Annotated in this window: 11 protein-coding genes; 5 read left to right on the top strand and 6 right to left on the bottom strand. The window is 73.2% G+C overall.

Annotated features, from left to right (window positions below; genetic code table 11):
* Window positions 1-155 precede the first annotated feature (155 nt).
* A complete protein-coding gene (locus ACFWUY_RS20950; RefSeq protein ID WP_384110621.1) occupies window positions 156-1574 on the bottom strand; it encodes a hypothetical protein in 1419 nt (472 codons plus the stop codon).
* Between the two features lie 260 nt (window positions 1575-1834).
* Complete coding sequence (locus ACFWUY_RS20945) at window positions 1835-3052, bottom strand: amidohydrolase family protein (RefSeq protein ID WP_384110618.1); 1218 nt, start codon at window positions 3050-3052, stop codon at window positions 1835-1837.
* 286 nt (window positions 3053-3338) lie between these two features.
* Here ACFWUY_RS20945 and ACFWUY_RS20940 point away from each other — a divergent pair, with 286 nt between their 5' ends.
* From ACFWUY_RS20940 to ACFWUY_RS20920, 5 genes are all read left to right on the top strand, one after another.
* Window positions 3339-6311: a BTAD domain-containing putative transcriptional regulator gene (locus tag ACFWUY_RS20940; protein WP_384110614.1), complete on the top strand. Its 2973-nt coding sequence runs from the start codon at window positions 3339-3341 to the stop codon at window positions 6309-6311.
* A gap of 209 nt (window positions 6312-6520) precedes the next feature.
* Window positions 6521-6709, top strand: coding sequence for a hypothetical protein (locus tag ACFWUY_RS20935; RefSeq protein WP_384110611.1), 189 nt, complete (start codon window positions 6521-6523; stop codon window positions 6707-6709).
* Window positions 6710-7017: 308 nt separating this feature from the next.
* A complete protein-coding gene (locus ACFWUY_RS20930; protein ID WP_384110608.1) occupies window positions 7018-7854 on the top strand; it encodes a helix-turn-helix domain-containing protein in 837 nt (278 codons plus the stop codon).
* 82 nt (window positions 7855-7936) lie between these two features.
* Window positions 7937-8425 carry a cupin domain-containing protein gene (locus tag ACFWUY_RS20925; protein WP_384110606.1) on the top strand — a complete coding sequence of 163 codons (489 nt, stop codon included), beginning with the start codon at window positions 7937-7939 and terminating at the stop codon, window positions 8423-8425.
* The gene (locus ACFWUY_RS20920; protein ID WP_384110603.1) at window positions 8422-9141 is read left to right on the top strand and encodes an SGNH/GDSL hydrolase family protein; all 720 of its coding nucleotides are present in this window, start codon (window positions 8422-8424) and stop codon (window positions 9139-9141) included. The genes ACFWUY_RS20925 and ACFWUY_RS20920 overlap by 4 nt, the downstream gene beginning before the upstream one ends.
* Window positions 9142-9199: 58 nt before the next feature.
* Here the strand turns inward: ACFWUY_RS20920 and ACFWUY_RS20915 are convergent, their stop codons facing one another.
* From ACFWUY_RS20915 to ACFWUY_RS20900, 4 genes are all read right to left on the bottom strand, one after another.
* Window positions 9200-9736 (bottom strand): hypothetical protein, encoded by a 537-nt coding sequence (locus tag ACFWUY_RS20915; RefSeq protein WP_384110600.1) that lies wholly within the window; start codon window positions 9734-9736, stop codon window positions 9200-9202.
* The gene (locus ACFWUY_RS20910; RefSeq protein ID WP_384110597.1) at window positions 9733-10275 is read right to left on the bottom strand and encodes a matrixin family metalloprotease; all 543 of its coding nucleotides are present in this window, start codon (window positions 10273-10275) and stop codon (window positions 9733-9735) included. Before ACFWUY_RS20910 ends, ACFWUY_RS20915 begins: the two co-directional genes overlap by 4 nt.
* A 75-nt stretch (window positions 10276-10350) precedes the next feature.
* Entirely contained in the window at window positions 10351-11820 is a 1470-nt protein-coding gene (locus tag ACFWUY_RS20905; RefSeq protein ID WP_384110593.1) for a sensor histidine kinase, read from the bottom strand.
* Window positions 11813-12487, bottom strand: a complete 675-nt coding sequence (locus ACFWUY_RS20900; RefSeq protein ID WP_384110589.1) for a response regulator transcription factor — start codon at window positions 12485-12487, stop codon at window positions 11813-11815. Before ACFWUY_RS20900 ends, ACFWUY_RS20905 begins: the two co-directional genes overlap by 8 nt.
* Window positions 12488-12548 lie beyond the last annotated feature (61 nt).

The raw sequence follows: 12548 nt of genomic DNA, 5'->3' as shown, positions 1-12548 counted from the left end.
TCCATCAGACAAGGGGTAGGGGGTGGCGGGGCCGAACCGGCCCGACACGCGACCGCTCGGGCAGCGTGGACGCTGCCCGAGCGGGGAACCGGCTTACGCACTCCGGTCGCTTCGGTTACTTCGGTTGCCTCGGCTGCTCAGGCACCTCAGGTACCTCAGGTGCTGTCCGCCGCACCGGTCGCCCTCGCGTGGCGCACCACGGCCGATCCGGCCAGGCAGACGATGACCACGGCGCTCAGCAGCGCCAGCGCCTTCGCCCAGGCGAAAGTGGTGCCGAGGCTGCTGCCCAACACGTCGACGGCACGGGCGCTCGCGACTCCGTGGAGCACGATGACGACGACGGCGAGCCCCGCGGCGGCGGCCCAGACGACCAGGGTGTCCCGGGCCGCGAGCCATACGGCGCACACCAGGCAGAGCACCGTGACGACCACGGACAGCGTCTGCGCGTCGCCACCCGAGCGCAGGCCCGCGAGGTCCGTCGGCAGATGGATGAGGCCGCAGGCGAACAGCGCGAGCGCCGCGGGCCAGCGCAGTGCCGACCGCAGCGCCGGAGAGGCGCTGTGACTGCCGGGGCCCGTGGCCAGCGCGCCGTCCAGGGCCGACTCCTGCCGCTTGACGGCGTCCCGGGAACGCTTCGGGGCGGTGATGACCGGGACGCCACCCCCGTCGACCCGCGCGTGATCCTCCGGGCCGGGTTCCGCCTTCCGTGCAGTGTCGCCCCCGCCCGCGGTGGGCTGCCAGTCGCTGCTGTCGGCGCCGAGGATGCCGACGAGCTGGACCACGTCCTCGATCGGCCGGCCCACCGCCGCGGCGCGCAGGGTGGTCTCGGCCTGGTGGAGGTCGTACCCCGACGCGTTCAGCAGCGCGAGCAGCTGACGCACTTCGCCCAGGGGGCGGGTGACGGCGGCCGCGCGGAGCGCCACGTCCGCGGGGCTGGACAGTTCGCCGGTCTCCTGGAGCCGGGCCACCAGCGCGGCGACCTCCTCCACCGGGCGCTCGGTCGCCGCCGTACGCAGGAGCGTGTGGACCGCCTCGTCACCGGAACCGTCCTGGTCCGGGGCCTCGTCACCGGAACCGTCCTGGTCCGGGGCCTCAGGATCGACCTTCGGCTCCGGGCCGACCGGTGGCTCCAGGGCGGCCGGCACCTCTGGAGCCGTCCGCGATTCCGGGGCGGCCGACGCCTCCGGGACGACCGACGCCTCCGGGACGACCGACGCCTCCGGGACGACCGGCGACTCGGGGACGGTGGCCTGCGACTCCGGAACGGTCGATGCCTCCGGGGTGGCTGGTGCCTCCGGGGCGAGCGGCCCCTCCCTCACCTCCCGCTCCTCCTGCCCCTCCCGCTCCTCCCACGAGGCGGTGTCGCGGGTGTGTGTCGCGGGGCCGACCGGGAGCACTGTCGCGATCGGGAAGGTGGGTACGGCGGGGGGCGAGGCCGGCCGGTCGGGAAAGGGTGGCGCGCCGGGCGTCGTGGACGGGGAGACAACCGACGGGCGGGCCGGACCCTGGGTGGGCTCTGTGGTCGGTTCTATGTCGTCGTCCGCCGGATGGACGTGGGGGGTGTCGGTGGTCATGTCACAGGCTCCATTCGTGAACACCCCGGGAGGAGACGTTCACCGTGGCTGTCTCGTGATGTGCAGGAAACGCACACTTGACTACTATTAGTGCGCATTTCATGGCGCCCTGCCATCAGGGGAAAGCCTCGTTGAGCCGACCGAGTGAGACAGGTCTGGACCAGTGGGTCCGGCCTGCCCGGTCCGGCCCGGTCCGGTCCGCACGGCGCGCGGCCGGGCCCCCGGGACCCGGCCGCTCCCATGTCGTCGGGATCGCCGTACTAGGGCCGCCAGAGCCCGCCCGGTGTCAGGCCGAGCAGCTCGATGGCGTTCCCCCGGACGATCCGTTCGACGACGTCCGGGGTGAGGTGGCCCATCTGCGCCTCGCCGACCTCCCGCGACTTGGGCCAGGTGGAGTCCGAGTGCGGGTAGTCGGTCTCGTACAGGACGTTCCCCACCCCGATGGCGTCGAGGTTGCGCAGCCCGAAGGCGTCGTCGAAGAAGCAGCCGAAGACGTGCCCGGCGAAGAGCTCCGACGGCGGGCGCAGGACCTTGTCGGCGACCCCGCCCCAGCCCCGGTTCTCCTCCCAGACGACGTCGGCGCGTTCCAGGATGTACGGGATCCAGCCGATCTGCCCCTCCGCGTACATGATCCTCAGGTTGGGGAAGCGCTCGAACTTGCCGCTCATCAGCCAGTCCACCATCGAGAAGCAGCAGTTCGCGAAGGTGATGGTCGAGCCCACGGCCGGCGGGGCGTCGGCGGAGGTGGACGGCATCCGGCTGGAGGAGCCGATGTGCATGGCGATGACCGTGCCGGTCTCGTCGCAGGCGCGGAAGAAGGGGTCCCAGTGGTCCGTGTGGACCGAGGGGAGCCCGAGGTGCGGCGGGATCTCGGAGAACGCGACGGCCCGGACCCCGCGCGCGGCGTTGCGGCGCACCTCGGCGGCGGCGAGCTCGGGGTCCCAGAGCGGGATGAGCGTGAGCGGGATCAGCCGGCCGCGGGCCTCGGGCCCGCACCACTCCTCCACCATCCAGTCGTTGTACGCGCGGACGCAGAGCAGCCCGAGCTCGCGGTCGCCCGCCTCGGTGAAGGTCTGCCCGCAGAAGCGGGGGAAGGTGGGGAAGCAGAGGGCGGACTGGACGTGGTTGACGTCCATGTCGGCGAGGCGGTCGGGGACCGAGTGGGAGCCGGGCCGCATCTGCTCGTAGGTGATGACTTCGAGCCGTATCTCGTCCCTGTCGTAGCCGACGGCGGTGTCGAGCCGGGTGAGGGGCCGGTGCAGGTCCTCGTAGACCCACCAGTCGCCGACGGGCCCGTCGTCGCCCTTGGCACCCATGACCGGGGCGAACCTGCCGCCGAGGAAGGTCATTTCCTTGAGGGGGGCGCGGACGATCCGGGGTCCGGTGTCGCGGAAGCGGGACGGGAGCCGGTCCCGCCAGACGTGCGGGGGCTCCACGGTGTGGTCGTCCACCGAGATGATCTTCGGGAAGGTCTCCATGGCTTTCACGGTAGCGTCGATCTGACGGTCCGTCAGCTACCGTGCCGTACTACGGTCGCGCAACGGCCCTACTACGGCCGTACAACGGCCGCCCCGATGCTGACGCGCTCCCTCCGGACAAGGCAGACTGTCCTGGGCGAAACCAGCGGTACGGGCAGGGGGAGCTATGAACCGTGAGGACGGAGCGCGAGTTCCGGTGCAGCGGGCTCCGAGGACGGGCGTGGGTGCCGGCGCGGGCGAGGGCGCGGGCAGAGGTACGGGGTCCGACGCGAACGCGGACACCGCCATGAACACCGGCACCACCATGAACACCGGCACCGGCGCGGACACCACCACGAACCCCGGCGCCGGCGCGGACCCCGACACCACCCCCGGGCTGCGTTTCGCCGTCCTCGGGCCCGTCCGCGCCTGGCGTGACGGGGAGCCGGTGCCCACCGGGTCGCCCCAGCAGCGGGCCCTGCTCGCCGCCCTGCTCCTGCGGGGCGGGCGTACCGCCACCGCGCACGAGCTGATCGACGCGCTCTGGGGCGAGGAATCGCCCTCGCAGGCCCTCGCGGCCGTACGGACCTACGCCTCCCGGCTCCGCAAGGCCCTGGACCCGAACGTCCTGGTCAGCGAGTCCGGCGGCTACGCCCTGCGCACCAGGGCCCTGGACCTCCTCACCGCGCAGGAACTCGCCACCGAGGCAGAGAAGCTGCGGGCCTCCGGAGACCGGGCGGGCGCCCGCGCACGGCTCGCCGAGGCCCTCGACCTGTGGGAGGGCGAGGTGCTGGCCTCCGTACCCGGGCCGTACGCCGAGACCCAGCGGGCCCGCCTGGAGGAATGGCGGCTCACCCTCCTCGAAGCCCGCCTGGACATCGACCTGGAGGTCGGCGCGCACGCCGAGGCCGTCTCCGAGCTGACCGCGCTGACCGCCGCGCACCCGCTGCGCGAGCGGCTCCGCGAGCTGCTGATGCTGGCGCTGTACCGCAGCGGACGGCAGGCGGAGGCGCTCGCCGTGTACGCCGACACCCGCAGGCTCCTCGCCGACGAACTCGGCGTCGATCCCACGCCCGAGCTCTCCCGGCTCCAGCAGCGCATCCTCCAGGCCGACGCCGAACTCGCCCGCCCGGTCGAGGAGCCGGCCCCGGTCGCCGCGCCCGCCGCACGGCCCGCCCAGCTCCCGGCGACGGTCCCGGACTTCACGGGCCGGGCCTCCTTCGTACGCGAGCTGGGCGACCGGCTCGCGACGGCCGAGGGCCACGTCATGGCCGTATCGGCGCTCGCGGGCATCGGCGGCGTGGGCAAGACGACGCTCGCGGTGCACGTGGCCCACGCGGCGCGGCCGCACTTCCCGGACGGCCAGCTGTACGTGGACCTCCAGGGCGCCGGGAACCGCGCCGCCGCACCGGAGACCGTCCTCGGCTCCTTCCTCCGGGCCCTCGGCACCCCGGACTCGGCGATCCCGGACTCGCTCGACGACCGGGCGGCGCTCTACCGCTCGACCCTCGACGGCCGCCGGGTCCTGGTCCTCCTGGACAACGCGCGGGACGCGGCCCAGATCCGCCCCCTCCTGCCCGGCACGGCGGGCTGCGCGGCCCTGGTGACGAGCCGCATCCGGATGGTGGACCTGGCGGGCGCGCATCTGGTGGACCTGGACGTGATGTCCCCGGAGGAAGCGCTGCAGCTCTTCACGAGGATCGTCGGAGAGGAACGGGTCCGGGCGGAACGCGAATCGGCCCTGGACGTGGTCGCGGCCTGCGGCTTCCTCCCCCTCGCCATCCGCATCGCCGCGTCCCGCCTGGCGGCGCGCCGGACGTGGACGGTGTCGGTCCTGGCGGCGAAGCTGGCGGACGAGCGGCGGCGCCTCGACGAACTCCAGGCGGGCGACCTCGCGGTCAAGGCCACCTTCGAACTCGGCTACGGCCAGCTGGAACCGGCCCAGGCCCGCGCGTTCCGCCTGCTCGGCCTCGCCGACGGCCCGGACATCTCGCTCGCGGCGGCGTCGGCCGTCCTGGACCTCCCCCTCTGGGACACGGAGGACCTCCTGGAGGCGCTGGTCGACACGTCCCTCCTGGAATCGGCGGCGCCGGGCCGCTACCGCTACCACGACCTGGTCCGGCTCTACGCGCGTGCGTGCGCGGACCGCGACGAACAGCCCCCGTCGGAGAAGGAGGCGGCCCTGTCGCGCCTCCTCGACTTCTACCTCTCCACTGCGGCGCGGGTGTACGCGATCGAGCGCCCCGGCGACCGCCTGGTGGACCACCTGGAGCCGACGGGCTACGAGGGCCTGACCTTCACGGACCGCCACGAGGCCCAGGACTGGCTGTACGCGGAGGCGAACTGCCTCCTGGCCACGGTCCGCCAGTCCGCCGCCTCCCCCACCACCCTCCGCCGAGCGGTGGACCTCCTGTGGGCGTCCCTGGACCTGGCGGAGTCGGGCGCGAACTCGAAGGAGTACGAGGCGGTGGCGACGGTGCTGCGGGGGGCGTCCGCGCGTGCCTCGGACATCCGCGCCGAGGGCCGGGCCGCGCTGACCCTGGCGTACGTGCACCACCACCAGGGCCGCTTCGACCAAGCGGACCGGGAGGCGGAGGAGGTCGTCGGCATGGCACGCTCCATCGACGACCGGCTGGCCGTCTGCTGGGCGCTGAACGCCAGGGGGGCGATCGCGCACTACCAGGCGCGGTACGAGGACGCGGACGAGCATCTGACCCTGACGATCACCGAGTTCCGTGGTGCCGGGGACCGTGCGGGCGAGGCGGCCGCCCTCTGCAACCTCTCCCGCATCCGCCTCGCGACGAACCGGGGGGAGGACGCCGTCCGCATGGCCCAGCAGGGCGTCGCCATGTACGGCGAGATGGGTCATGCCCTGAGGGGGGCGAACGGCCGCTACGCCCTCGGCATGGCGCTCACGGAGAGCGGACAGCTCGCGGCGGCCGGCCAGAGACTCCGCGAGGCGCTCGCCGTCTTCGAGGACAGCCGACAGCGGCTGTGGGAGGGCATGACGCTGTTCCGTATCGCGGAGGTGGACATCGCGGCGAGGCGGTACGGAGCCGCGGCGGCGAGCGCCGAGAAGGCACTCACCGTGCTTCGGGGCATCGGCGGCGCCTGGCGGCGGGGCAACGTCCTCACGATCCTCGGCCGGGCGCTCCAGGCCATCGGGCAGCCGGGCCGCGCCCAGGTCTGCTGGCGGGAGGCACTGGACATCTACGAGGAGTTGTCGGCGCCCGAGGCGGCCGAGGTCAGGTCCCTGCTGACCCCGCTGGCCGCCGCCTGAGGTGGCCGTTCATCGTTCGTTTATCGCAGTCGGGCAGAGTTGCTCTCGTCGATCCGTCGCGTCGGGGGGCACACGGGTCGCCGGTGAGGCTGTCACTCCGAAGCACTAGGGTGAACGGCCCTGAGGAGCCCGTCCGACCGTCCACGGGGGAACAGCCGGGCGGGCTCCGCCCACCAGCACGCGAAGCCATCCACCAGGAGGGGGCCACCATGGCCGACATCGACCCGATCGCCAAGCCGGAGGACCTGCACATCACGGGCGGGGAGACCGAGCAGATCGGCACCAAGGACCTGCACATCACCTCCGAGCCGGCGGACGCCATCGCGGACAAGGTCCTCGGCACCGGGACCGGAGCCTCGACGAACGATCTGCACATCACGTCGGAGCCGGCCAAGTAGACCATTCCCGACGGGGAAACGGCCGCGGCGGCGACTTCGGGGGAGCCGCCGGGGCCGGCCAGGGAGGTCCGGTCGACGGGGGAGCACACGGGCTCGGGGGACACCCGGCGGAACCAGGGGGGATCCGTCCGGGCAGGGCCCGTGCGCAACGCGATCGGACCACCGCACCAGGAGGAGGGGCCGGGCAACTGCCCGGCCCCTCCTTCGCGTTGGGGTGCCGGTAAGAACCGTGTCACCGGCCGCGAACGGCGGTGATCGGTCCTTGGACGGTGGTCCTGCCGGACCGGGCGGCTCGTACACTGACGAAAATGGAGGACCACACGGTGACCGGGATCGGCGCACGTCCGGCGCCCGCCTTACGGCAGTACGTCGACTCGTATGTCGGTTTCGACCTCCGCGGGCTCCCGGCGGGGGTGCACTGCGGCCCGCCGAGCCGCGCGCTCACCGCGGTGATCAGCCTGTCAGATCCCCTGGAGGTGGCGGCGGGCGTCGACGACGGGTCACCGGTCACCCGGTTCGGCAGCGTGGCCGGCGGTCTGATGTGCCGGTCCGTCGCGATCCACCACGACGGACGCCAGCAAGGCGTGCAGGTATCGCTGACACCGCTCGGGGCCCGGGCCGTCTACGGCATGCCCGCCGCCGAGCTCGCCCACCGACTGGTCCCACTCGACGAGCTTCTCGGAGCGCTTGCCGTCGAGCTGGTCGACCGGCTCCGAGCGGCGACGACATGGGCGGCGCGGTTCGCCGCGCTGGACGAATCGCTCCTCCGAGCTGTCGGCCGCGGCGCCTGCGACGACCGTGTGTGCCGGGTGCGCCCCGAGGTGGCCGAGGCGTGGCGCCGCCTCGTCGCCGCGCGGGGTTGCGTCCAGGTCGGTGCGGTCGCCGCGGAACTCGGCTGGAGCCGTCGGTACCTCACCGAGCGGTTTCGCGGTGAGGTGGGCCTGTCGCCGAAGACCTCCGCCCGAGTCCTGCGCTTCGAGCACGCGCACGAACTGGCGGCGACGCGGGACCCGCTCCCGTGGGCCGATGTGGCAACCGTCTCCGGCTACGCCGACCAGGCCCATCTCGTTCGGGACTGGCGCGAGTTCACGGGCCGGTCACCGACGGCCTGGCGTCGCGGCGAAGTCCTCCTCGGAGCCGGGTAGCCGCCGACCGTCCGCCCGTCGCGTCGGCTTCCCTTCCCTTTCCTTCAAGACCGCCCGATCGCTGTCGTGGACGATCGTCGGCATGAGACTCGTCAACCACGAACGCAACGCCATGGACCTGCGGACCACCCCCGTGCACCTCGGACTGGGATCGAGAGCGAAACCCGTCGAGGGCTTCGCCTGGGACCCGGAGGTGCTCCAGGCCTACAGCGCCGCGGTCGCTGCAGACGGCGCCGAGGGCCGGATGGTGATGATCTTCGACGGCGACGGCCCCGGCGACCATTGGGAGAGCCACCCCGCAGGCGACGAACTGGTCGTCTGCCTCAGCGGGTCGGTGACGGTCACCCGTGAGGTGGACGGGGTGCCCGACCGCGTCCTGCTCGGGCCGGGCGAGGCCACCATCAACCCGGCCGGGGTATGGCACGTGGTCGACATGGAGGGGCCGACGTCCATCCTGTCCATCACCGCGGGCCTCGGCACCGACCACCGTCCTCGGACCGACACCCGTCCTCGGACCGGCACCCGCCCGACCGAACGCGTCGGCACGACCGGCCCGGAGGAAGCGCCGTGACGACACGCGTCGCGTGCCTCGGCGACAGCCTCACCCGCGCGCAGTTCAGCGTCGACTACCTGGATCTTCTCGGACGACGCCACCCTCCCGGTGACGTGCGGCTCGCCCGCTTCGGCGCCAACGGCGACTTCGCCTACAACCTCTTGCAGCGCCTCGACGCCGTCGTCGCGGACCCGCCCGATGTGATCACCGTGTTGATCGGGACCAACGACGCCCGAGCGAGCCTCGCCGGCTACCCCGTCGAGCAGGCCATGAAGCGCAAACAGCTCCCCGATCGCCCGTCAGCCGGCTGGTTCCAGCAGTGCCTGGGAGCCGTCGTCGCACGGCTGCGAGCGGAGACCGACGCGACGATCGGTCTGCTCTCGCTCCCGGTACTCGGCCAACAACTCGACGGAGCAGCGGCACAGGCATCGCAGGCGTACAGCCGGATGATCGCCGAGGTCGCCGCCACCAACGAGGTGGCCTATCTTCCGCTCCACGAACGCCAGATCGAGGAACTGCGCCGAGCGGACCCGCCGCCGATCTCGTACCGGGAGGTGACGCCCGCAGCGGTCGTCGGCGTCCTCGTCCAGCACGCGGTGCTGCGCCGCAGCCTCGACACGATCTCGCGGCGCCGAGGTCTCGTGCTCACGACCGACCACATCCACCAGAACAGCCGCGGCGCCGCCCTTGTCGCCGAGGTCATCGACGCCGGGCTGCTGACCCGGAGCGCGTAGCCGGCTGCCGGCGCCCGGCCGGTCGGATGCCGTCCACCGCGCGGAGGCGGCATCCGACTCACGCGCCCTCGGCGCACCCCGCGTCCGCCGGGCCCACCAGGCCCCGGGCCACGTAGGCCGTCCAGCGGGAAAGGGCGGAGTCCGGTTCCTGCTTGGCGTAACGGGTGTAGCCGTCGCCGTAGGCGGGGTCCGGGGTGTAGCCGACGACGTACGTGTGACCGGGGCGGAGTACCGGGTACTGGGGGTCGTGGCTCGTGTAGTGGCCCCGGGAGTCCTTGCCTACGCCCTGGCCGAGGATCACGCTCGCCGGGACCTCGCCCTTCAGGGGGCGCAGGACGCGCAGGCGGACCCGCTGGATGCCGCCGGGGCCGCCGTCCGTGTCGGGGTCGTAGCCGACGGTCTCCTCGACGGTGGCGTAGGCGAGGCGGCTCATCGCGGCCGGCACGTACTCGTCGTGGGAGAGGTCGGGGAGGCAGAGGGCGTGCACGGGCGCCGGGCCGGTGGTGAAGGCGTCCGTCGCGGCCCAGCCGACGACTCCGAGGACGAGCGTGCCGGCGACGGCGAGACCGGCGGTCCGCATCGGCTTCATGGTCATTTCCACAGCTTCCGGTAGTTCGCCTCGTCACGGTGCGTGGGCTCGGTCGGCGGGTTGTCGGGGACCTTCGTCCACATCACGGAGGCCCAGGTGCCCGGCTTGTGGCACATCCCGAGGGCGTGCCCGAGCTCGTGGACGGCGACGTGCCGCCGGGAGGCACGGTCCTTGTAACGGCCGTCCAGGTAGTACGTGTTGAGGTAGATGTGGTCGACGCCCGGTTTGCCCTGCCAGTAGCCGGCGTGGCCGTCGGCCTTGGAGTAGTCCCGCCACTCCAGGTCGTTGACGCTGCCCGCACCGTCGGCGGCGATCTTCACCAGGCCCAGGGACCAGACACGGTGGGCCCACTTCAGGGGGTCGTTGTACTTGCTGTCGTCCTCCCAGCGGAGTTCCTTGCCGTCCACGCTGGAGTCGCCCCGGGTCTCGGACTCCCCGGAGACGCACGGCGCGGGCGCGACCGGGGCGGCCCCCGCCGCATGTGGGCTGAGCAGGAGGGCGGACGCCAGGGACGCGGCGGTCAGGACGGGACCGGCTGCTCCCATGTCGTACTCCTCCGGAGGGTCGGGAGGGGAGCGTATCCGCAGGCCCGGGGGCTGAGGCCGCGCCTCCGCCGGACGTCACCCTCCCGGGTGAGCACCCCTCGGGAAGCGCGCCACCAGGCGCGCCCCGCCCGTCGAGTCCTCGACCGTCAGGGTGCCCGCGTGGTGGGTGGCGATGTCGCGGGCGATGGGGAGACCCAGGCCCGCACCGCCCGAGGCGCGGGTGCGGGAGGCGTCGAGGCGGGTGAAGCGGTCGAAGACGCGGGCGCGGTCCTCCGGCGGGATACCCGGGCCGTCGTCCGCCACGGCCAGCACCACCGCGGAGCCGTCGGTCCCCACCGTGACCTCGACCTTCCGCTTCGCGTGGCGGCACGCGTTCGCCAGGAGGTTGCGGAGGAGGCGTTCCAGGTGGAGCGCGTTGCCCGGGACCACGGCCGCCGTCGGGGCCGTGCACGTGACGTGCAGGTGCGCCGCCTCCGGCAGGTGCTGGTGTTCGCGGGCCAGGTCCTCGGCGAGCGCCGCGAGGTCGACCGGTTCGCGTACCGGTGGTACCGAGCCGTGGCTGGCCAGGAGCAGCAGGTCGTCCGCGAGGTGCTGGAGGCGGATGACGTCGGTGGCGGCCTCGGCCACCACCTCCGGCCAGTCCTTCACCGCCTCCGGGTGCCGCAGGGCCGTCTCCAGCTGCGCGCGCAACCCCGCGAGGGGGCTGCGGAGTTCGTGCGCCGCGTCCGCCGTGAACTCGCGCTGTCGCGTGGACGCGTCCTCCAGGCGGTCGAGTGTCTCGTTGGTGGTCCGCGCCAGCTGCGCGATGACGTCGTCCGTCGGCGGCACTGGGACGCGCCGGTCGAGCGACTGGCCGGTGATGTCGGCGAGTTCGCGTCGGATCGCCTCGACGGGGCGCAGCGCCCGCGCCACGGTGACGTACACGAGTCCGCCGGTGAGGATCGTGATGAGCGGGACCCCGGTGCTGCGCGCGATGCCGAAGACGCTCTCGGCGTTCATGATGTTCTTCCGGGTGGTGTCGAGCATGGCGATCACCGCGAGGGAGAGCGCGCCGGCGGTGCCGGACGCGGCGAGGGCGAGGCGCCCCCGGAGGGAGAGTGCGCGACCTCTGAGGACCCCGGCCGTCCACACCGCCGCCCCCGTGAGCACCGCGGCGGCCGGGCCCGTGAAGGCGAGTCCCCAGCGGAGGGCCTCCGCCGCGACGAGGTCGGGCACGATCCGGTTCTCCCGGGCGAGCCATTCACAGGCGGCGTCGTAGAGGAGGTACGGGACGGCTCCGGCGGCCGCCGTCGAGCGGAGCCGTGTCCACCGGCCCGTCCCCCGCCCGGCCCACCAGCAGACGAGGGCGACGGTCACCGCCCCGGTCTCCGCGCCCCAGCGGGAGATCAGGTCGATCTGCGGGCCGATCCGGTCTCCGACCGCCAGCGGGGGGCGGGGGCCGGCCTGGCTGTCCGCGTACACCAGCCAGCCCACCGCGGCGACCACGATCAGCAGGGCCGCGAGGCCCGACGCCACCACCGGGCGCGGCACCGCCCGCCTACGCACGGCCCGCCACCCGATACCCCGCCCCCCGCACCGTCTCGATCGTCTCCCGGCCGAAGGGGGCGTCGATCTTCCTCCGTACGGCGCTGATGTACACGTGCACGATGTTCGGGTCGCCCGTGAAGTCGGCCGACCACACCTCGTCGAGGATGTCGAGCGTCGGGACGACCTCGTCGGGGCGCAGCAGCAGGCAGTGGAGCACCGCGAACTCCTTCGGCGTCAGGGCGATTTCGGCCGTGCCCCGGCCGCACGTCCGGCGGGCCGCGTCGAGCCAGAGGTCTCCGCACTCCAGGCGGGTGCGGACGCGGGCGCCGCCCCGGCGGAGCAGGGCGCGGAGCCGGGCCTCCAGGACGACGTACGAAAACGGCTTGGCCAGGTAGTCGTCGGCGCCGGTGTCGAGGCCCTCGGCCTCGTCGTACTCGCCGTTCTTCGCCGTCAGCATCAGCACGGGTACGTCGTTGTCCTCGGCGCGGAGCCGGGAGCAGACCTGGTAGCCGTTGAGGCCGGGCAGCATGAGGTCGAGGAGGACGGCCGCGTAGCGGTGTTCCCTGGCCAGGTGCAGTCCGGTGACGCCGTCGTGGGCGACGTCGACCGTGTACCCGACGGCCGACAGGCCGCGCCGCAGCGAGGCGGCGATCCTCACCTCGTCCTCGATCACCAGTACGCGCATGGGCCGAGTATCGCCGGACCGGCGGGAGCGGGGCTGAGGAAATCCTCAGGGTCCTTCAGGG

This window comes from Streptomyces sp. NPDC058664, from assembly GCF_042716635.1.
Classification (GTDB): Bacteria; Actinomycetota; Actinomycetes; order Streptomycetales; family Streptomycetaceae; genus Streptomyces.
The sequence above is the reverse complement of the archived record's forward strand: the minus strand, read 5'-3'. Positions and strand labels throughout refer to the sequence as shown.

Coding starts and splice junctions, on each gene's coding strand:
- ACFWUY_RS20950 (WP_384110621.1), bottom strand. CDS start 1,574: ATGACCACCGACACCCCCCACGTCCATCCGGCGGACGACGACATAGAA.
- ACFWUY_RS20945 (WP_384110618.1), bottom strand. CDS start 3,052: ATGGAGACCTTCCCGAAGATCATCTCGGTGGACGACCACACCGTGGAG.
- ACFWUY_RS20940 (WP_384110614.1), top strand. CDS start 3,339: ATGAACACCGGCACCACCATGAACACCGGCACCGGCGCGGACACCACC.
- ACFWUY_RS20935 (WP_384110611.1), top strand. CDS start 6,521: ATGGCCGACATCGACCCGATCGCCAAGCCGGAGGACCTGCACATCACG.
- ACFWUY_RS20930 (WP_384110608.1), top strand. CDS start 7,018: ATGGAGGACCACACGGTGACCGGGATCGGCGCACGTCCGGCGCCCGCC.
- ACFWUY_RS20925 (WP_384110606.1), top strand. CDS start 7,937: ATGAGACTCGTCAACCACGAACGCAACGCCATGGACCTGCGGACCACC.
- ACFWUY_RS20915 (WP_384110600.1), bottom strand. CDS start 9,736: ATGACCATGAAGCCGATGCGGACCGCCGGTCTCGCCGTCGCCGGCACG.
- ACFWUY_RS20910 (WP_384110597.1), bottom strand. CDS start 10,275: ATGGGAGCAGCCGGTCCCGTCCTGACCGCCGCGTCCCTGGCGTCCGCC.
- ACFWUY_RS20900 (WP_384110589.1), bottom strand. CDS start 12,487: ATGCGCGTACTGGTGATCGAGGACGAGGTGAGGATCGCCGCCTCGCTG.